This window comes from Pseudoxanthomonas sacheonensis (genome assembly GCF_010093305.1).
Taxonomy (GTDB): Bacteria; Pseudomonadota; Gammaproteobacteria; order Xanthomonadales; family Xanthomonadaceae; genus Pseudoxanthomonas_A; species Pseudoxanthomonas_A sacheonensis.
The window spans coordinates 95840-115800 of sequence record NZ_PDWS01000005.1 but is presented as its reverse complement, the minus strand read 5'-3'; the positions used below and the strand labels follow the sequence as shown (position 1 = coordinate 115800).

General features: G+C 64.6%; 18 protein-coding genes. 10 read left to right on the top strand and 8 right to left on the bottom strand.

Annotated elements, in window-relative coordinates; all coding sequences use genetic code 11:
• Positions 1 to 37 precede the first annotated feature (37 nt).
• Positions 38 to 1864: a glutamine--fructose-6-phosphate transaminase (isomerizing) gene (gene glmS / locus CSC73_RS06610; RefSeq protein ID WP_163839635.1), complete on the bottom strand. Its 1827-nt coding sequence runs from the start codon at positions 1862 to 1864 to the stop codon at positions 38 to 40.
• Between the two features lie 196 nt (positions 1865 to 2060).
• Between glmS and CSC73_RS06605 the strand changes: the two genes are divergently transcribed.
• From CSC73_RS06605 to CSC73_RS06570, 8 genes are all read left to right on the top strand, one after another.
• On the top strand, positions 2061 to 3356 hold the full coding sequence (locus CSC73_RS06605) for an efflux RND transporter periplasmic adaptor subunit (protein WP_163839634.1): 1296 nt from the start codon (positions 2061 to 2063) through the stop codon (positions 3354 to 3356).
• A 260-nt stretch (positions 3357 to 3616) separates the two neighbouring features.
• Positions 3617 to 4333: an ABC transporter ATP-binding protein gene (locus tag CSC73_RS06600; RefSeq protein ID WP_163839633.1), complete on the top strand. Its 717-nt coding sequence runs from the start codon at positions 3617 to 3619 to the stop codon at positions 4331 to 4333.
• A gap of 71 nt (positions 4334 to 4404) precedes the next feature.
• Positions 4405 to 5715: an ABC transporter permease gene (locus tag CSC73_RS06595; RefSeq protein WP_163839631.1), complete on the top strand. Its 1311-nt coding sequence runs from the start codon at positions 4405 to 4407 to the stop codon at positions 5713 to 5715.
• A gap of 69 nt (positions 5716 to 5784) precedes the next feature.
• Positions 5785 to 7020, top strand: coding sequence for an ABC transporter permease (locus CSC73_RS06590; protein ID WP_163839630.1), 1236 nt, complete (start codon positions 5785 to 5787; stop codon positions 7018 to 7020).
• Between the two features lie 158 nt (positions 7021 to 7178).
• Positions 7179 to 7547: a DUF3471 domain-containing protein gene (locus CSC73_RS06585; protein WP_163839628.1), complete on the top strand. Its 369-nt coding sequence runs from the start codon at positions 7179 to 7181 to the stop codon at positions 7545 to 7547.
• Between the two features lie 284 nt (positions 7548 to 7831).
• A complete protein-coding gene (locus tag CSC73_RS06580; RefSeq protein WP_163839626.1) occupies positions 7832 to 8344 on the top strand; it encodes a nuclear transport factor 2 family protein in 513 nt (170 codons plus the stop codon).
• Positions 8345 to 8385: 41 nt separating this feature from the next.
• Positions 8386 to 9723: a sigma-54-dependent transcriptional regulator gene (locus CSC73_RS06575; RefSeq protein ID WP_163839624.1), complete on the top strand. Its 1338-nt coding sequence runs from the start codon at positions 8386 to 8388 to the stop codon at positions 9721 to 9723.
• Between the two features lie 10 nt (positions 9724 to 9733).
• The gene (locus CSC73_RS06570) at positions 9734 to 11077 is read left to right on the top strand and encodes a sensor histidine kinase (protein WP_163839623.1); all 1344 of its coding nucleotides are present in this window, start codon (positions 9734 to 9736) and stop codon (positions 11075 to 11077) included.
• Positions 11078 to 11338: 261 nt separating this feature from the next.
• Here the strand turns inward: CSC73_RS06570 and CSC73_RS06565 are convergent, their stop codons facing one another.
• Genes CSC73_RS06565 through glmU form a run of 4 tightly spaced genes read right to left on the bottom strand, consistent with a single transcriptional unit; the run spans position 11339 to position 14339 of the window.
• Positions 11339 to 11923: a GNAT family N-acetyltransferase gene (locus CSC73_RS06565; RefSeq protein WP_163839621.1), complete on the bottom strand. Its 585-nt coding sequence runs from the start codon at positions 11921 to 11923 to the stop codon at positions 11339 to 11341.
• Positions 11924 to 11932: 9 nt separating this feature from the next.
• A complete protein-coding gene (locus CSC73_RS06560; RefSeq protein WP_163839619.1) occupies positions 11933 to 12427 on the bottom strand; it encodes a DinB family protein in 495 nt (164 codons plus the stop codon).
• Positions 12428 to 12429: 2 nt separating this feature from the next.
• The gene (locus CSC73_RS06555) at positions 12430 to 12969 is read right to left on the bottom strand and encodes a demethoxyubiquinone hydroxylase family protein (protein WP_163839618.1); all 540 of its coding nucleotides are present in this window, start codon (positions 12967 to 12969) and stop codon (positions 12430 to 12432) included.
• 5 nt (positions 12970 to 12974) lie between these two features.
• The gene (glmU, locus tag CSC73_RS06550) at positions 12975 to 14339 is read right to left on the bottom strand and encodes a bifunctional UDP-N-acetylglucosamine diphosphorylase/glucosamine-1-phosphate N-acetyltransferase GlmU (protein ID WP_163839617.1); all 1365 of its coding nucleotides are present in this window, start codon (positions 14337 to 14339) and stop codon (positions 12975 to 12977) included.
• 63 nt (positions 14340 to 14402) lie between these two features.
• Here glmU and CSC73_RS06545 point away from each other — a divergent pair, with 63 nt between their 5' ends.
• Together CSC73_RS06545 and CSC73_RS06540 are read left to right on the top strand one after the other, a co-directional pair.
• Entirely contained in the window at positions 14403 to 16448 is a 2046-nt protein-coding gene (locus tag CSC73_RS06545) for a glycosyltransferase family 39 protein (RefSeq protein WP_163839615.1), read from the top strand.
• The gene (locus tag CSC73_RS06540) at positions 16445 to 16828 is read left to right on the top strand and encodes a GtrA family protein (protein WP_163839614.1); all 384 of its coding nucleotides are present in this window, start codon (positions 16445 to 16447) and stop codon (positions 16826 to 16828) included. The genes CSC73_RS06545 and CSC73_RS06540 overlap by 4 nt, the downstream gene beginning before the upstream one ends.
• Positions 16829 to 16972: 144 nt before the next feature.
• On the opposite strand, the gene CSC73_RS06535 is transcribed toward CSC73_RS06540, so the two are convergent.
• From CSC73_RS06535 to atpG, 3 genes are all read right to left on the bottom strand, one after another.
• Positions 16973 to 17398: a F0F1 ATP synthase subunit epsilon gene (locus CSC73_RS06535; RefSeq protein WP_163839613.1), complete on the bottom strand. Its 426-nt coding sequence runs from the start codon at positions 17396 to 17398 to the stop codon at positions 16973 to 16975.
• A gap of 81 nt (positions 17399 to 17479) precedes the next feature.
• Positions 17480 to 18907: a F0F1 ATP synthase subunit beta gene (gene atpD / locus CSC73_RS06530; protein WP_163839612.1), complete on the bottom strand. Its 1428-nt coding sequence runs from the start codon at positions 18905 to 18907 to the stop codon at positions 17480 to 17482.
• Positions 18908 to 19048: 141 nt separating this feature from the next.
• Positions 19049 to 19912, bottom strand: a complete 864-nt coding sequence (atpG, locus tag CSC73_RS06525; protein ID WP_163839611.1) for a F0F1 ATP synthase subunit gamma — start codon at positions 19910 to 19912, stop codon at positions 19049 to 19051.
• Positions 19913 to 19961 lie beyond the last annotated feature (49 nt).

The window sequence follows — 19961 nt, the reverse complement described above, 5'->3', positions numbered from 1 at the left end:
AAGCTGCGATGCCGCTAACTCATGCGGATAACCGCGGCTATTCCACCGTAACGCTCTTGGCCAGATTACGCGGCTTGTCCACGTCCGTGCCGCGTGCCAAAGCCGTGTGGTAAGCCAGCAGCTGCACCGGAATGGTGTGGACGATGGGGCTCAGCACGCCGGCGTGGCGCGGAGTGCGGATGACGTGGACGCCTTCGGATTCGGTGAAGTTGCTGTCCTGGTCGGTGAACACGAACAGCTCGCCGCCGCGCGCGCGCACTTCCTGCATGTTGGACTTCACTTTTTCCAGCAGCTTGTCGTTGGGCGCGATCACCACCACCGGCATCGCCGCATCCACCAGCGCCAGCGGGCCGTGCTTGAGCTCGCCGGCCGGATAGGCCTCGGCGTGGATGTAGGAGATTTCCTTCAACTTCAACGCGCCTTCCAGCGCGATGGGGTAATGCAGGCCGCGGCCCAGGAACAGCGCGTTCTGCTTGCTGGCGAATTTCTCGGCCCAGATCGCGATTTGCGGCTCCAGGTTGAGCGCATGCTGCACGCTGCCGGGCAGGAAGCGCAGTTGTTCCAGGTAGTCGGCTTCGTCGGCTTCGCTGACCGCGCCGCGGATCTTGCCCAGCACCACGCACAGCTGGAACAGCGCCGCCAGTTGGGTGGTGAAGGCCTTGGTGGAGGCCACCCCGATCTCGGCGCCGGCGCGCGTGTAGCAGACCAGTTCGCTGGCGCGCGGAATGGCGCTTTCAGGCACGTTGCACACCGACAGCGTGTGCTTGTGGCCCAGTGATTTGGCGTACTTCAGCGCTTCCATCGTGTCCAGGGTTTCGCCGGACTGGGAGATGGTGACGATCAGGTGCTTGGGATTGGCGAAGGCGGCGCGGTAGCGGTATTCGCTGGCGATTTCCACCGAACACGGCAAGCCGGAAATGGCTTCCATCCAGTAGCGCGCGGTCAGGCCGGCGTAATAGCTGGTGCCGCAGGCCAGGATCTGCACGCCTTCGACGTCGCGCAACACGGCTTCGGCGTTCTTGCCGAACAGCTCAGGCGAGAAACCGCCGTCGATCACCGCTTCGATGGTGTCGGCCAGCGCGCGCGGCTGTTCGTGGATTTCCTTCTGCATGAAGTGGCGGTACGGGCCCAGCTCCAGCGAAGCCAGCGATACGTCGGACACATGCACTTCGCGCGCAACTTCGGTATCGGTGGAATCGAACACGCGCACACCGCCGCGGCCGACTTCGGCGGTGTCGCCTTCTTCCAGGAAGATCACCCGGCGCGTGGCCTGCAGGATCGCCGAGACATCGGAAGCGACGAAGTTCTCGCCTTCGCCCAGACCCACCAGCAGCGGACAACCCATGCGCGCGCAGACCATGCGGTCCGGTTCCTTGCGGCTGACCACGGCCAATGCGTAGGCGCCGGTCAGGTCCTTGACCGCCCGCTGCAGCGCGGCGAGCAGATCGTTGCCTTCCTTCAGATAGTGGTGGATGAGGTGGGCGATGACTTCGGTGTCGGTCTGCGATTCGAACTGATAGCCCAGCCCGCGCAGGCGTTCGCGCTGCTCCTCGTGGTTTTCGATGATGCCGTTGTGCACCAGCGCAACGCCCTGGCTGATATGCGGATGGGCGTTGGCTTCGGTGACCCCGCCATGGGTGGCCCAGCGGGTGTGGCCAATGCCCAGCTGGGCGTGGAAGCCTTCGGCCAGCGCGGCGCTCTCCATCTCGGCCACGCGCCCGGTGCGGCGCACGCGGCGCACGTCGCGTTCCTCGACCACGGCGATGCCGGCCGAGTCGTAGCCGCGGTATTCCAGCCGCTTCAGTCCTTCGATGAGTACCGGAACCACATCGCGATCCGCGATCGCGCCAACGATGCCGCACATGTCTGACCGTTCCTGTCTTCGGGGTGTCCAGTGTAAACGCCGAAACCGTGGCGGACCGTCCGCACGGACGCCGCAAGTGTCCGCGCGGACACTGTGTCCACCAATTATTTCTTTTCAATTCAATAACTTGAGATTGGCACAACCATTGCTTCGGTTATGACATCCAAGACCTAGCCTACGGACACCCGACCGCCCCATGGAAACCAGCGACCCCTTCCGCATCCGCGACACTTCGGCCCAGGACCATGCGATCAAGCCGGCGGCTTCGGCCCGGCGCAATCGCAAGCCATGGCTGATCGGCGGCATCGCCGGCGCGGCGGTGCTGGCGCTGGCGGTCTGGGTGATCAGCGGCTGGATGTCCGGCGGACGTTCGTTCGATGCCTCCAAGGTGCGTGTGGCCGAGGTCACTCGCGGCGACCTGGTGCGGGATATCTCGGCCGATGGCCGGGTCATCGCCGCCAACAGCCCGACCCTGTACGCCATCGCCGGAGGCACCGTCGCCCTCAAGGTGGTCGCCGGCGATGTTGTGAAGAAAGGCCAGGCCCTGGCCGAAATCGACAGCCCGGAACTGCGCAGCAAGCTGGCCCAGGAAGGTTCCACCCTGGCCAGCATGGAAGCCGAAGCCAGCCGCGCCCTGCTGGACGCGCAGATCACCCGTTCCACTGCTTCCAAGTTGCTGGATCAGGCGCAGATCGAACGCACCGCCGCCCAGCGCGATCTGGAGCGTTACGAACGCGCCTACCAGGGCGGGGCCGTTTCGCAGAACGAATACGCCAAGGCGCAGGACGAACTGAAGAAGGCCGACATCGGCCTGGCCGCCGCCCGCAAAGATTCCGGACTGCAGGGCGAAGGCGCCGGCCTGGACTCGCGCAACAAGCGCCTGTTGGCCGACCGTCAGCGCGCGGTGGTGACCGAGTTGCAGCGCCAGGTCGATGCGCTCACCGTGCGCGCGCCCTTCGACGGGCAGATCGGCCAGGTGCAGATCCCGCAGGGCACCAACGTGGCCACCAACGCGCCGATCCTCAGCGTGGTGGACCTGAGCCTGTTCGAAGTCGAAATCAAAGTGCCGGAAAGCTTCGCCCGCGACCTGGGCATCGGCATGCCGGCGCAGATCACCAGCAACGGCATCCAGTACGCCGCGCAGGTGTCGGCGGTGTCGCCGGAAGTGGTCAACGGCGAGGTCAACGCCCGCTTGCGCTTCGCCGAGGGCAAGCAGCCGCCGGGCCTGCGCCAGAACCAGCGCCTGTCCGCGCGCATCGTGCTGGACACGCGCCGAAACGTGCTGATGGTCGAGCGCGGTTCGTTCCTGGAACAGGACGGCGGCCGCTTCGCCTATGTCGTCGACGGCAGCCGCGCCGTGCGCCGCCCGATCCAGACCGGCGTCAGCAGCCTGGGCGCGGTGGAGATCGTCTCCGGCTTGCAGCCAGGCGAAAAGATCGTCGTCTCCGGCAGCGACCAGTTCGGCGATGCCGAACGCGTGACCATCCACTGATATGCAAAGTCTCCATGAACCGGGAAGCACGGCTTTTGCCCCCTTTGGAAAAGGGGGCTATGGGGGATTTGCTCTTGATCCTGATTTCATGAAGCGCGGAAACACGAGCAGAAGCAGCAGCAAGGGCAAGAGCGAATCCCCCTTGATCCCCCTTTTTCAAAGGGGGAGGTTCATGGCGGCGGTGTTGGCTACGTGCTTCCCGCAAGACCACTGACACCGAAACAGACCACCAACATCAATCACCGACAAAGGAAACCCCAATGCTCGACATGCGCCAGGTCACCAAGGTCTACCGCACCGCCATGGTCGAAACGCACGCATTGCGTTCGCTCGACCTGCATGTGAAAGAGGGCGAATTCGTCGCCGTCACCGGTCCATCTGGTTCGGGCAAGACCACTTTCCTCAACATCGCCGGCTTGCTGGAGAACTTCACCGGCGGCGAATTCACCCTGGATGGCGAGAACGTGAAGGGCCTGTCGGACGATGCGCGCAGCCGCCTGCGCAACCAGAAGATCGGTTTCATCTTCCAGGGCTTCAACCTGATCCCCGACCTCAACCTGTTCGACAACGTCGATGTGCCGCTGCGCTACCGCGGCATGCCCGCCAGCGAACGCAAGCAACGCATCGAGGAAGCGCTGGCTCAGGTAGGCCTGGGCTCGCGCATGAAGCATTTCCCGGCCGAACTCTCCGGCGGCCAGCAGCAGCGCGTGGCCATCGCCCGCGCGCTGGCCGGCAAACCGCGTCTGCTGCTGGCCGACGAACCGACCGGCAACCTGGACTCGCAGATGGCGCGCGGCGTGCTGGAACTGCTGGAAGACATCAATTCCAAAGGCACCACCATCGTCATGGTGACCCACGACCCGGAACTGGCCGCGCGCGCGCAGCGCAACGTGCACATCGTCGACGGCATGGCCACCGACCTGTCGGTGGAGCCCAGCCTGATCCGCGTGGCCCAGTCCGCCGAAGCAACGTTGTAGGGCGAGCATTGCCCGCCTGGGACCAACCGATATCGCGCGCGGCGGGCAATGCCCGCCATAGGGAGAGAAACATGTTCGGCTATTACTTCAAACTCGCACTGCGCAGCTTCAAGCGCAACAAGGTGCTGACCGCGCTGATGGTGCTGGCGATCGCGCTGGGCATCGGCGCCAGCATGACCACGCTGACCGTGTTCTACGTGCTGTCCGGCGATCCGATACCGCAGAAAAGCGGCAAGCTGTTCTATGTGCGGATGGATCCGGCGACGATGGACGGCTACGTCGCAGGCGAAGATCCCCAGAGCCAGATGACGCGCTTCGATTCCGAAGCCCTGCTGCGCGACAAGCGCGGCGACCGCCAGGCGATGATGTCTGCGGGCGGGCTGGCGATAGAGCCGGAGAAACAGGGCATGACGCCGTTCACGGTCGAATCGCGCTATACCTCGAGCGATTTCTTCGACATGTTCGACGTTCCGTTCGCCTACGGCCAAGGCTGGGGGGTGAAGGAGGACGAGGCGCGCGAGCGGGTGGCGGTGATCACCAAGGACCTCAACGACAAGTTGTTCGGCGGCAATAGCGTCGGCAAGAGCATCCGCCTCAACCAGACCGAGTTCCGCATCATCGGCGTGACCGAAAAGTGGCGTCCGACGCCACGCTTCTTCGATCTCACCCAGAGCCACTACGGCGATGGCGAGCAGGTCTACATCCCCTTCTCCACTTCGCGCGCGCTGGATCTGGGAAGCAGCGGCGACATGAGCTGCTGGGGGGATGGCCCTAACAACGATCCCGAAGGTTCCAACGGCTTGAACGCGCCCTGCGCATGGATCCAGTATTGGGTGCAACTGGACAGCGCGGCGAAGGAAGCCGCCTATCGGCAGTACCTGATCAACTACTCCGATCAGCAGCGCAAGGCCGGCCGTTTCGAACGGCCCACCAATACGCGCCTGAGCGACGTCATGACCTGGCTGGACGAGAACAAGGTGGTGCCGGGCGACGTGCGCCTGCAGACCTGGCTGGCGTTCGGCTTCCTGCTGGTGTGCCTGTTGAACACGGTGGGCCTGCTGTTGGCAAAGTTCCTGCGCCGCGGCAGCGAGATCGGCGTGCGCCGTGCGCTTGGCGCATCGCGCCGGGCCATCTTCATGCAATGCCTGGTGGAAGCGGGAACGATAGGAATCGCAGGCGGAATACTGGGCCTTGGCTTGGCGATGCTGGGCCTTTGGGCAGTACGCCAGCAGCCGTCCGACTATGCCTCGCTGGCGCATCTGGACCCGGTGATGCTGTTGACCACGTTGATCCTGGCCATCGTCGCCAGCCTGCTGGCGGGGCTGTTGCCCGCCTGGCGCGCGATGCAGGTCACGCCGGCAATCCAGCTCAAATCGCAATGAGCGCACCGTACTGAATCCAATCGCCACGAATCAGATCGCCGCAATCACGATATAGAACGGAGAACCACCATGGACATCCGCCCCATCCTTTCCACCCTGCTGCGGCACAAGACCGCAGCCGCCCTGATCGTGCTGGAGATCGCGCTCAGCTGCGCCATCGTCTGCAATGCGTTGTTCCTGATCGGCAACCGCCTGGAGCGCATGCAACGCCCTACCGGGCTCGCCGAGAACGAAATCGTGCGCATCCGCGTCAACGGGATCGCCCAAAACAAGGACGCCGCTGCGGTTACCAAAACCGATCTTGCCGCTTTGCGCGGCATTCCCGGAGTGAAATCCGCGTCCGCCACTCTCCAGGTGCCGTTCGGCGGTTCATCCTGGAACAGTTCGGCAAGGCTGGGGAAGGACCAGAAGATTCCCAATCTCAATCTGTCGACCTACATGGGCGGTCGGGACCTGTTCGAAACTCTTGGCCTGAAACTGATCGCCGGGCGGCAATTCCAGCCCGATGAAATGCTGGAATGGGAAACGCTGCAGGCGCCCGGCTTCGAGGGCAACATTCCGTCCGTCCTGATCACCAAGGCGGTGGCGGACAAGCTGTACCCGGGACAGGATCCGATCGGCAAGGGTTTCTATTCGTGGGGCGACGATCCGCACCGCGTGATCGGCGTTGTCGACACCCTGGTGCGTCCGAACGACAACGACGGCCCTGCGGCGAACGGATATTCGGCCATCTTCCCGGTGAACCTGACCTACGAATCCGGCAACACCTATCTGCTGCGTGTGGCCGATCCTTCGCGCCGCGACGAGATCATGAAGACGGCGCTGAAGGTCCTGGAAAGCAGCGGCCCAACGCGCATCATTCCCGAAGACGATGCGAAGACCTTCGAGACCATGCGCAACGAGTACTACCGCCAGGATCGCGCCATGGCCTGGATGCTGGGCGTGGTGATCGTCGCCCTGCTGGTGGTGACCGCGCTGGGCATCGTGGGACTGGCCAGCTTCTGGGTGCAGCAGCGCACCAAGCAGATCGGCGTGCGTCGCGCCTTGGGCGCCACGCGCGGGCAGATCCTGCGCTACTTCCAGACCGAGAACTTCCTGCTGGCCACCATCGGCATCGTGCTGGGCATGCTGCTGGCCTATGCCATCAACCAGTTGCTGATGGGCAAGTACGAACTGCCGCGCCTGCCGCTGATCTACTTGCCGGTCGGCGCCGCGCTGTTGTGGATGTTGGGCCAGATCGCGGTCTACGGCCCGGCGCGCAAAGCGGCTTCGGTACCGCCGGCAGTGGCCACGCGCAGTGCGTGATCCGGTCTGATCGGTGTCAGGTTCATTGCGGGAGGGGCTGCAGCCCCGGCACTCGAGGACTCAAGGCCTTGGGGGCCGAAGTCCCTCCCGCAGTTTTTGATTTTTCCGCGTTCATGGTCCGCTGTTTATAGTCGCTTCCTCCCCCGGAACTGCCGCCCATGAACAGAATGCCGATCCTTCCACTGTCCCTTGCGCTTGCCTTTTCGGCCTGCTTTCCGGTCGCGGCGCAGACTACCGACGCGCCCGCCGACAGCGGTGTGTTCGTGTCCGAAGGCACGCTCGATACGTACGTCGGCACCTACGTCATCTCGCCCGGTTTTGAATTGAAGGTGTGGCGCGAAGGCGAACAGTTGATGCTGCAGGCAACGGGCCAGGCCGCATGGCCCTTGCTGGGAATTTCGGAGACGGTGTTCCGCGTGCAGGCGGTGGATGCGAAAGTCAGCTTTGGAGTCAACGCCGCGGGCGAGGCGGATCAGGTGGTGCTGTTCATGGATGGGCGCGAGACCAAGGCGATCAGGAAGCGGTAGAGATCGGGTTGGCGTAAGAAGAGTTGGTTGTTGAATCGAAACAATGAAGAGCAAGCCCTTCCCTCGCCTGCGGGGGAAGAGCCTGCCCCGTACTTGATACGGGGTGCCGAAGGCGGATGGGGGAAGGCCGAAGCCGAGCAAGCTGCAGCTGAATCAGCTGATTCGAAGCCCTCCCTCATCCGGCCTGTCGGCCTCCTTCTCCCGCAAGCGGGAGAAGGGCTCGCTCCCGAAGTTGCCTGTCGTCGTTAGAGCCCGATTCTTCTGATCTTTCGTGGGAGTGCCTCATGATCAAGTTACGTCTACTCCTATCGCTCGCACTGCTTGCATCTGCGCTGCATACCGCGCCTCTCCAGGCCGAAGAAACCTATCCCGCCGACGGACAAGCGCCCGCGCCGTTGTTCAACGAAATCGCCGCGATGGACACGCGCGTATTCGATGCCTTCAACCATTGCAACGAACCCGGACGGCTGGAAGAACACGCCGGCTACTTCTCCCCAGACATCGAGTTCTACCACGACACCGGCGGCGTCACCTGGACCCGCGATGCGATGATCGCCAATACGAAGAAATACGTCTGCGGCCATTTCACCCGCCAGCTCATCCCCGGCAGCTTGAAGGTCTACCCGATCAAGGATTTCGGCGCCCTCGCCCAGGGCGTGCACCGCTTCTGCCAGCTCGACAACGGCAAGTGCGAAGGCGCCGCCGATTTCGCCATCGTCTGGCGCCTGCGCGACGGCCAATGGCAGATCACCCGGGTGCTGAGCTACGGGCACCATGCGCTGGCCGATGCCCAATGACGTTACGATGCGCGCTTTGACCCAGAGACCCTGAAACCCGCATGCCCAGCCTGCTGATCATCGACGACAACCCCGCGGTCGCCACCGCGCTGGAAGTGCTGTTCTCGCTGCACGACATCTCCACCCTGCACGCGCAGACGCCGGAGGCGGGACTGGCGATACTGCAGAACGAATCGGTGGACCTGGTGATCCAGGACATGAACTTCACCGAAGACACCACCTCGGGCGACGAAGGCGCGGCGCTGTTCGCGCAGATCCGCGCACGGCATCCGGACCTGCCGGTGATCCTGCTGACCGCCTGGACGCATCTGAGCAGCGCGGTGGAGCTGGTCAAGGCCGGCGCTGCCGACTACGTGGCCAAGCCATGGGACGACCGCAAACTGCTGGCCACCGTCAACAACCTGCTGGAGTTGGCCGAGGCGCGCAGCGAGCTGGACCGGCGCCGCAACCGCGAACGGGCCCGCCAGGAGCAATTGGCGCAGAAATACGATCTGCGCGGCGTGGTGTTCGACGATCCGGCCAGTGAACGGGTGATAGCACTGGCGTGCCAGGTCGCCCGTTCCGATCTGCCGGTGCTGATCACCGGACCCAACGGCAGCGGCAAGGAAAAGATCGCCGAGATCGTGCAGGCCAATTCGTCGGTGAAGAACGGCGCGTTCGTGACCCTCAATTGCGGTGCGCTGCCTTCGGAATTGATCGAGGCCGAACTGTTCGGCGCCGATGCCGGCGCCTACACCGGCGCCAACAAGGCCCGCGAAGGGAAATTCGAAGCGGCCGACGGCGGCACGCTGTTCCTGGACGAAATCGGCAACCTGCCGCTGGCCGGCCAGATGAAACTGTTGCGCGTGCTGGAGACCGGCCGCTTCGAGCGCCTGGGTTCCAACCGCGAACGCCACGTCACCGTGCGGGTGATCAGCGCCACCAATGCGGACCTGCCCGCCCTGATCCGCGACGGCAGCTTCCGCGAAGACCTCTACTACCGCCTCAACGCCATCGAGCTGGCGCTGCCGCCGCTGTCCGAACGCCCGGGCGACATCCTGCCGCTTGCCGAGAGCTTCCGCCCTGCCGACAAACCGATCGGCGACAGCGCCCGCAACGCACTGCTGCGCCATCCCTGGCCCGGCAACGTGCGCGAACTGCGCAATGTCGTGCAGCGCGCCGGGCTGCTGGCCAGCGGCGATCGCATCGAAGCGGCGGACCTCAATCTGCCCAAGGCCGCGATGGTGAAACAGGCCTCGGTAACGGAGCCGGACCGCGCCGGGATAGAAGCCGCGCTGGCACGCGCCGGCGGCGTGATCGCCCAGGCCGCCGCCGATCTGGGTCTCAGCCGCCAGGCGCTGTACCGGCGCATGGAACGTTTCGGCATCAAGCTTCCATGAGCCGGCAGCGATGACAGGCCTGACCATCCGCCGCTCGGTCGCCGGCCGGCTGTTCTTCTGGCTGCTGCCTTTGCTGGCGGCCGCCATCGCCTTGCCGCTTTTGCTGCTGCAATGGCTGGACGATACGAAACTGGTAGCGTTGCTGTCCGCGCTGGTGATCGTGCCGGTGGCGGTCGTAGTGATCCGGCGCGCGGTAGCGCCATTGAATTCTCTGTTCCGCGCGCTCGCCGGCAGCGTCAACACCTATCGCGACGGCGAGTACAACTTCGGCATCCATTGGCAAGGAAATGACGATCTGGGCGATCTGGTGCGTTCGCACGCGGAGCTGGGCGATGTGCTGCGCGAGCAGCGGCAAGGCCTGGTGCAGCGCGAACTGCTGCTGGACACGATGGTGCAGAACACGCCCGTGGCGATGCTGTTGATAGCGCCCGGCGGCGATGGCGAGCGCCGCGTGGTGTTCGCCAATCTGGCCGCGCGCAAACTGCTGCACAGCGGCTGGAAACTGGAAGGCCAGCGCTTCGACGATCTGATGTCGGCCGCGCCGGTGGAAATGCGCGAGGCCATGCAACGCGGCGGCGACAGCCTGTTCGCTATCGGCAACGAAGAGGAAGACGAGGAAGAACAGGTTTACCACTTGTCGCGCCGCCACTTCCGCCTCAACGGCCGCAAGCACGAACTGTTGTTGCTGCGCCTGCTGACCAATGAACTGCGCCGCCAGGAAGTGCAGACCTGGAAGAAGGTCATCCGTGTGATCAGCCACGAGTTGAACAACTCGCTCGCGCCCGTCGCTTCATTGGCCCATTCCGGCGCGGAGCTGGTGCGGCGCGGACGCAATGAGCGGCTGGAGGAGATTTTCGGCACCATCGAGGAGCGTGCGCGGCATCTGGAAGGTTTCATTCGCGGGTATGCGCGTTTCGCCAAGCTTCCGCAGCCGTTGTTGAACACCGTGGACTGGACGAATTTCCTGTCCGGCCTGCAACGGCAGATCGGATTCGAGCTGGAAAGCCCCACCGAGGGAATGAGCAGCCGCATCGATCAGGCGCAGATGGAACAGGCGCTGTTGAATCTGCTCAAGAACGCGCACGAAGCGGGCGGGGAAGGTGCCGCCGTCAGCGTGAAGTTGACCCGCCTGCCGGACTGGCTGCGCATCGAGGTGCTGGACCGCGGCAGCGGCATGAACGAGGCGGTGCTGCAGAACGCGCTGGTGCCGTTTTATTCGACCAAGCGCAACGGCACCGGATTGGGGCTGGCGTTGACGCGCGAGATCGTGGAGGCGCATGGCGGCCGGCTGTCGATGCATAACCGCGAAGGCGGTGGGTTGTGCGTGGCGATACAGTTGCCGGATGTAGGTTAGCGCGGGAGGCCAAGTTCCAGGGCTGGCTCTGTCGCCAATCGGTGATGGCATCCGGCACCCACTCAGGAGCAGCGATGTTTTCGCAACCATGCGAGACGGCCCGCCGTGTGCCCCCTTTGAAAAAGGGGGCAGCAAAGCGCGTATAGCGATTTGCGGAGGATTTTCTCTTCGCGCCAAGAGCAAATCCCCCGTCACCCGCCTTGCGGGCGCCCGCCCCCTTTTTCAAAGGGGGCATTTGGTGGCTCGTCGGGCTACTCTGAATCAGTCCGCGCCGACGCCCACTCTGCGCTGCATCACCACCCGCAGCGGCATGGGAAATCCGAGCATCCGTTCCCTCGCGACGATCTCCACCAGCCGGGGCCCCCATTGCGACGGGTGCATTTCAACGAAACCGCGCGCGGCATAGAACGGCGCATTCCACGGCACATCGCGCAGCGTAGTCAGCGTCATCGCGGGAAACCCGCGTACGGAGGCCTCCGTGCAGACTGACTCAAGTAGCGCGCCGCCGATGCCGCGACGGCCGTGTTCCGGCATGACGTCCATTTCGAACAAATGCGCATGACCGTCTATTTCGCCGCACAACGCGAAGCCTACCGCCTGTCCCTCCAGTTCAGCCACATGCAAAATTCCGTGTGCGATACCGTCCTGGAGGTTCTGCGGCGACAGACTGTGCATGGCGAAGAGGTCGTATGCGCCATGGCCCAGCAATAGCTCGGCGGCACGGCGTTCGACTTCCAGCAACACTTCTACGTCGGCTTCGGTTCCAGCGCGCAATAACAGCCCACCAACCGGCTCCCGCCTTGTAGAGCCGAGCTTGCCCGGCTGCTTTTGGCGAATCACGTTCATCGCACGGATTCAGCGGGACCGCGAGGCATCGATCCGGGCCATCAGCCACTGCAATCCGGCCAGATGCTGCTGGTCGTGGCTGCACAGCATGTGCACCAGTCCACGCACGGTGATCGGCGCACCATCGAATACCGCGGTTCGATCGAACTGTTCGGCCGTCAGCCTCGAAATGGTTTCAAGCGTCTTCGCGCGGGCGATGCGGAACGCGGCGAAGACTTCGGCCGGTTCGGCAGCCGCATAAGCGCGTTCCACCGCCAGCGTCTCGCCATCCACGTTCTCCAGCGTGGGATTGGCTTCCTGCAACGCGCGCCGGAAACGTTCGTGATAGCCATCCACCTCGATATCGCGTACATGGCAGATCTGCTCGATGGCGCTGAAGGGTTCGCTGGGAATGCCTTCCCATGAGTCGGGCTTCCAGTTCCTGAAATCAGCAGGGATCACGCCGAAGAATTCCTCGAGATGCTGCGGGAAAGTGGTTAGTGCTGCAAGAGTGGTTCGGTTCATGGCTACAGCCGCATTCCCAACCAGATCACAGACTCGGTCGATGCGGAAACCACCGGCGTCAACACGCGGCGCCAAAACCCATCCGCTCCATGGCTTACCGATTGGTCGTGATGTTGTTGTTCTTCCTCGATGATGGCGGAGATCGCGATAACGGCTTCCGGGTCCTGCTCCCGCAACATGGCGAGTTGCTGTGTCAGATGTCGAAGCACGACGCTCTCAACGGCTGCCGTAGTCGCCGCAATGGCGTTTTTCCCCAACAGCCCGGTGATCAGGCCCAACGCAAGACCGCCGCATGCGCACAGCCAGTAGCTACGGCAACGGGCGCGCCCACGCCGTCGCAGCTCTGCCTCGAACAAGGAGCGATGACGGCGCTCGTGCGAACGGAATTCGATGAGTTCGCCAACCATGTCCGACGCGGTGACCCGAGCCATCAGGATCTGGCCCGTATAGATACTGACCGCACCGTGCTCGCCCGCGTGATTGACCTTGACGATGCGGTCGCCCAATGCAACATCTGCAACGGGTCGTTCGGCGAGCTCCATTAGTCCTACCGCTTCTTCGGCCGCTGCCAACCCTCAAGCGTCTGCTGCCGTGCACGCGTGAGGGTCAGTTTGTCTGCCGGTGCGTCCTTGCCGATCACCGAGCCGGCGCCGATGGTGGCGTTGGCGCCGATGGTGACCGGCGCCACCAGCGCGGAGTTGGAACCGATGAAGGCGCCGTCCTCGATGGTCGTGGTGAACTTGTTCACCCCGTCGTAGTTGCAGGTGATGGTGCCGGCGCCGATGTTGACGCCGCTGCCGATCACCGCATCGCCCAGATAGGTCAAGTGGTTGGCCTTGCTGCCGACGCCCAGCGTGGCTTTCTTGGTTTCCACGAAGTTGCCCACGTGCACGCCATCGGCCAGCACCGTGCCCGGGCGCAGGCGCGAGTACGGGCCGATCTGCGCCGCGCCTTCGGCCACTACACCGTCGAGATCGCAATGCGCGCGCACCAAGGTGCCAGCGCCCAGCTTGACGTCCTTCAAGCGCGTGAACGGACCGATGCTGACGCCGTCGCCCAATTCCACATTGCCTTCCAGTACCACGTCCACGTCGATCTCCACGTCGCGGCCCACCGTTACCGTGCCGCGCTGGTCGAAGCGCGCCGGATCCAGCAGGCGTGCGCCCTGCGCGCAGATCGCGCGCGCCTGGCGTAGTTGGAAGGCGCGCTCGAGCTGGGCGAGCTGCCAGGGATCGTTGGCGCCTTCGGCTTCGATGGCCTCGCCCACCAGCACCATCTCGGCGGCGCTGAACTCGGCGGCGGCGGCGGCGAACACGTCGGTCAGGTAGTACTCGCCCTGCGCGTTGTCGTTGGACAGATGCGCCAGCCAGCGTTTCAACGCGGTGGATTCGGCGGCGATGATGCCGGTGTTGATGACGCGGATGCGGCGTTGTTCCTCGTCGGCGTCCTTCTGTTCGACGATGGCGGCGACGCGGCCTTCAGCATCACGCACGATGCGGCCGTAGCCAGTGGGGTCGGCGACTTCGGCGACGAGTACGGCCAGCCTTCCCGGCGCTTCCAGCAAACGCTGCAGGGTTTCGCTGCGGATCAGCGGCACATCGCCGTACAGCACCAGCACGGTGGCCGCATCGGGCACCTTGGGCATGGCCTGTTCCACCGCGTGGCCGGTGCCCAACTGCTGCGCCTGCTGCGCCCATAGCAGATCGGATTGATCGGCGAAGGCGGCCTGCACCTGGTCGCCGCCATGGCCGTGGACCACGTGGATGCCTGCCGGATTCAACGCGCGCGCGGCGGCGATGACCTGGGCCAGCATCGGTTGCCCGGCGATGGGCTGCAGCACTTTCGGCTTGGCCGAACGCATGCGCTTGCCTTCGCCGGCGGCGAGGATGATGACGTGCAGGGGTCCGGCCATGTGCGCTCCAGCGATTCGGTGTCGTGACCCATTCTAAATCGGCGCGCTGTTAGCATGCGCGCGATGATTTCGATTCCCTCTTCCCCTTCTACGCCCTCGAAACCACCCCTTGCTCCCGTTACGCCCCGTTGGCAGCTGGCGTTGCTGTGGGCCGGCGTGCCGCTGTGCGCGCTCGGCTTTTTCCAGTACCGGTTGTGGGAACACTGGCATTCGGGCCGTTTCGGCGAACTGCTGGTGCTGGCCGCGCTGTCGGCATTGCTGGCATGGCCGCTGCGCCGGTTCGCGCGCTGGTCGTGGGCCGCGGCGCTGGCGCTGCCTTGGAGCCTGGCGTTGGTGTTGTTCGCTGATCCCCTGCCGGTCGCGGCGACGCTGGTGCTGGCTGTGTCGGCTCTGGCGCTGGGCGGCTTGTTGCTGGGACAGGAACCGCTGCCTTTGCAGCTCGTCGCCGGACTGGTTCTGCTGGGCGGGTCGCTGGCATGGCTGCTGCCGTTGCCGGTGCACTACGTCTGGAGCTACCTGGGCCTGGCCATCGTGCTGGCGGCCCTGGCCCGCAACCGCATCGGCCCGTCGCTGCGCAATGCACGAAGCCTATGGCGCGATGCGGTGGCCGCACATCCGCGTGCGGCCGCCCTGGCGGTGCTGGCGTTGGGCCTGGCCAGCACCGGCTGCTGGTTGCCGACTCTGCAGGTGGACGATCTGGGCTACCACCTGCGCCTGCCGTGGGAACTGCTGCAGGACGGCCGCTACGCGATGGATGCCGAAACCCACATCTGGGCGTTGGCGCCTTGGCTGGGCGACGTAGTGCAGGCGTTTCCGCAGGTCATCGGCGGCGCCGAAGCGCGCGGCCCGGTGAATGCGCTGTGGATCCTGCTCACCGCAGCGGGCGTGTGGCGGTTGGCTGCCGAGCTGGGCGGCGATGCGCGGGCGCGCTGGGCATCGGTGGCGCTGTATGCCAGTCTGCCGCTGACCGCGGTGCTGGCCGGCAGCATGCAGACCGAGACACCCACGGCCGCACTGCTGGTGTGGCTGGTGGCGCTGATCGCACGCGCGCCGATGCAAGGTTCCCGGGGGTTGTATGCGGGCGCGGTGCTGCTGGGCGGGCTGCTCGGCTTGAAACTGGCTGCTGCGGCAATGGCGATCGTGCTGTTGCCTTGGGCGCTGTGGCGCCATCGCGCCGCGCTGCGGCCAAGTGCAGCGCTGCTCGCCGGCGCCCTGTCGTTGGCGGTCGGGACCAGCAGCTATGTCTATGCTGCGGTGCTGACCGGGAACCCTTTCCTGCCGCTGTTCAATGCCTGGTTCCGTTCGCCCTACTTCGCCATGGCCGATTTCGACGACACGCGCTGGCACGCCGGATTCGATGCGTGGCTGCCCTGGCATCTTACTTTCGATACCGGTCGTTACCTGGAAGCCTTCGCCGGCGGTGGCGGATTCGTCCTGATGGTGCTGGCCGGCGCCTGGATTCTGGCGCTGGTCCAGCGGCGCACTTCGGCCATCGCTGCGGCGCTGGCGCTGAGCCTGATCGTTCCCCTCATTCCGATGCAATACCTGCGCTATGTATTCCCCGCCTGCGTCGCTCTGCTGCCGTTGCTTGCGGTGACCGCCGCGCGCGTGGATCCGAGGCGCGCCGGTTGGATGCTGGCGGGCTTGTGCGTGCTCAACCTGGTGTTCCAGGCCAATGGCCATTGGATGCTGCGGACGGGCGCAATAAAGGAAACCGTATTGGCGCTGGGCGATGATGCGGCCTCGTTCCGCCATTACGCGCCGGAACGAATTCTGCTGGCCCGCATGCGCCTTGCATCGCCCGGCACGGGTAACGTGCTGGCGCTGGATGCGGAAGTGCCACACGCGGCCGAAACGGGCGTGCGGGCGCGCACGATCTCGCGCTACGACCCCTCGCTTGCGGCCGCGGCCGCGTTGGCCGACCGCGACGCGACCGGTGCCGCCTGGCAGTCGTTGTTCGAACGCGAGCGCATCGGCGAAGTGCTGCTGCGCAAGGACACGCTCAATCCTGCCCAGCGCGCAGGCCTGCAACGGGCCGGTGCGGTCATGCGCGGCGAACAGGGTCCGGCGCAGTGGTGGAGCATCGCAACCAAGGGCCAGCGACCATGAGCGTCCTGCGTCAGGGCCGCTACTACCTGCTGATCGGCGTGTTGCAGTGGCTGCTGGACTGGGGCGTGATGGTCGGGCTGAGCCATGCGGGCATGCTGGTGGAACCCGCCAACGTGATCGGCCGCATCAGCGGCGCGCTGCTGGGTTTCTGGTTGAACGGACGCATCACCTTCACCGGCGACGAGCACCATCTGGGACGCAAGCCGCTGCTGCGCTTCCTGGCCATGTGGCTGATGACCACTTTCGTGAGCACCTGGGCCATCGGCAACATCGACGATTGGTTCGGCCTGCGCTGGGCCTGGATGGCCAAGCCTGCGGTCGAACTTGCGCTGGGCGTGATCGGTTTCCTGCTATCGCGCCATTGGGTCTACAAGCATTGAGCGTAGGGCGGGCACTGCCCGCCAGCTTTTGCACCGGGAGCGGCGGGCAGTGCCCGCCCTACAAGATCGCTTGGCGTTGCGGCGGGTAAAAAAAACGCCGGCGTCGGGCCGGCGTTTCGATACCGCGTAGCGCGAGTTGAAACCTCAGTGCTTGAGGTTCTTGCGCAAGCGCTCCAGCGCCTGCAGCTGCACGGTGGCTTCGACCAGCTTCTGCTGCGCCTCGGCCACGTCCATCGCTTCGCCACGGTTGGCCAGCACGCGCTCGGCTTCTTCCATGGCCGCGCGCACGGCGGCTTCGTCGATGTCCTGCGCGCGGATCGCGGTGTCGGCCAGCACGGTGACCACCTGCGGCTGGACTTCCAGGATGCCGCCGCCGATGGCGAAGTCCAGGTGTTCGCCGCTGGGCAGCGTCACCACGACCTTGCCCGGCTTAAGGCGCGTGATCAGCGGCGCATGGCGGGGCGCGATGCCCAGCTCGCCCTGCTCGCCGGTGGCCACGACCAGCGTCGCTTCGCCATGGAAGATTTCCTGCTCGGCGCTGACGATGTCGCAACGGATGGTAGATGCCATGATCAACCTTTGACTGCATAGGGTGGGCTCAAGCCCACCACGGATTATCGCGATGGCGGGCCGGGGCCCGCCCTATGTTGCTTATGCTTTTTCGGCCAGCTTCTTGGCCTTCTCGACCGCTTCCTCGATGCCGCCGACCATGTAGAACGCCTGCTCCGGCAGGTGGTCGTATTCGCCGTCGACGATGGCCTTGAAGCCGCGGATGGTGTCTTTCAGCGACACGTACTTGCCCGGCGAGCCGGTGAACACTTCGGCCACGTGGAACGGCTGGCTGAAGAAGCGTTCGATCTTGCGCGCGCGCGACACGGCCTGCTTGTCTTCTTCCGACAGCTCGTCCATGCCCAGGATGGCGATGATGTCCTTCAGTTCCTTGTACTTCTGCAAGGTGGCCTGGACGCGGCGGGCGGTATCGTAGTGCTCGTGGCCGATCACGTTCGGGTCCAGCTGGCGCGAGGTGGAATCCAGCGGATCGACGGCCGGGTAGATACCCAGCGCAGCGATGTTGCGCGACAGCACCACGGTGGCGTCCAAGTGGGCGAAGGTGGTGGCCGGCGACGGGTCGGTCAGGTCGTCCGCGGGCACGTACACGGCCTGGATCGAGGTGATGGAACCGGTCTTGGTCGAGGTGATGCGTTCCTGCAGCACGCCCATTTCCTCGGCAAGGGTCGGCTGGTAGCCCACCGCCGACGGCATGCGGCCGAGCAGCGCGGACACTTCGGTACCGGCCAGGGTGTAGCGGTAGATGTTGTCGACGAAGAACAGCACGTCGCGGCCCTTGCCGTCGGCGTCTTTTTCGTCGCGGAAGTATTCGGCCATGGTCAGGCCGGTCAGGGCCACGCGCAGGCGGTTGCCCGGCGGCTCGTTCATCTGGCCGTACACCATCGCGACCTTCGACTCTTTCATGTTCTCCAGCTTGATGACGCCGGCTTCGGCCATTTCATGGTAGAAGTCGTTGCCTTCGCGGGTGCGCTCGCCCACGCCTGCGAACACGGACAGACCCGCGTGCTCGGTGGCGATGTTGTTGATCAGCTCCAGCATGTTCACGGTCTTGCCGACGCCGGCGCCGCCGAACAGGCCGACCTTGCCGCCCTTGGCGAACGGGCACATCAGGTCGATCACCTTGATGCCGGTTTCCAGCAGATCGTTGCCCGAGGACTGTTCCGCGTAAGCGGGCGCGGGCCGGTGGATTTCCCAATGCTCGGTCGCTTCGACCGGACCGGCTTCGTCGATCGGTTCGCCCAGCACGTTCATGATGCGGCCCAGCGTGCCCGCGCCGACCGGCACCGACACGGCCTTGCCGGTGTTGGTGGCGATCAGGTTGCGCTTCAGTCCGTCGGTGGAACCCAGCGCGATGGTGCGCACGATGCCGTCGCCCAGCTGCTGCTGCACTTCCAGCGTGATGGCGGTGTTGTCCACCTTCAATGCGTCGTAAATCTTCGGCACCTCGGTGCGCGCGAATTCGACGTCGACGACGGCGCCGATGATCTGAACGATCTTGCCCTGACTCATGTTGGTTACTCCGGTTATCTATTTCGTTGCCGATTTACACCGGCGAATGGATTGGTTGAGATTCGGGATTGGAGATTCGGGATTCGTGGAAGCGCGGATCGCGGCTGTTACGAATCTCCAATCCCAAACCCCTAATCCCGGCTACACCGCTGCAGCGCCGCCGACGATTTCCGAAATCTCTTGCGTAATCGCCGCCTGGCGGGCCTTGTTGTAGACCAGTTGCAGGTCGCCGATCAGCTTGGTCGCATTGTCGCTGGCCGACTTCATGGCCACCATGCGCGCGGCGTGTTCGGACGCCACGTTTTCCAGCACGGCCTGGTACACCAGCGACTCCACGTAGCGCTTCAGCACGTGTTCGAGCACGGTGGCGGCGTCGGGTTCGTAGATGTAGTCCCAGTCGTGGTGGGCGATCTGGGTATCGGCGGCCGGCAGCGGCAGCAGCTGGTCGAACGCGGCGCGCTGGGTCATGGTGTTCACGAAATCGTTGTAGACCAGGTACACGCGGTCGACCTTGCCCGACTCGTACGCATCCAGCATGACCTTGACCACGCCCACCAGCTGTTCCAGCTGCGGCTTGTCGCCCAGGTGGGTGACGCTGGCCAGCATGTTGACCTTGATGCGGCGGAAGAAGGCCGAGGCCTTCTGGCCGATGGTGACCACATCGACTTCGGCGCCCTTGTCCTGCCACTGGCGCACTTCGCCCAGCACCTTGCGGAACAGGTTGTTGTTGAGGCCGCCGGCGAGGCCGCGGTCCGAGGAGACGATGATGTAGCCGACGCGCTTGATCTCCGCGCGCTCGACCAGGAACGGATGCTGGTATTCGGAGTTGGCCTGGGCCAGGTGGCCGATGACCTGCTTCATGGCGCGCGCGTACGGACGCGAGGCCTTCATGCGGTCCTGCGCCTTGCGGATCTTAGAGGCCGAGACCATTTCCAGCGCGCGCGTCACCTTGCGGGTGTTCTGCACGCTCTTGATCTTGGTTTTGATTTCTCTGCCGCTTGCCATCTCTTGCTCGCTATGCTCGCTGCGTGGGAATGGGGAATCGGGAATGGAG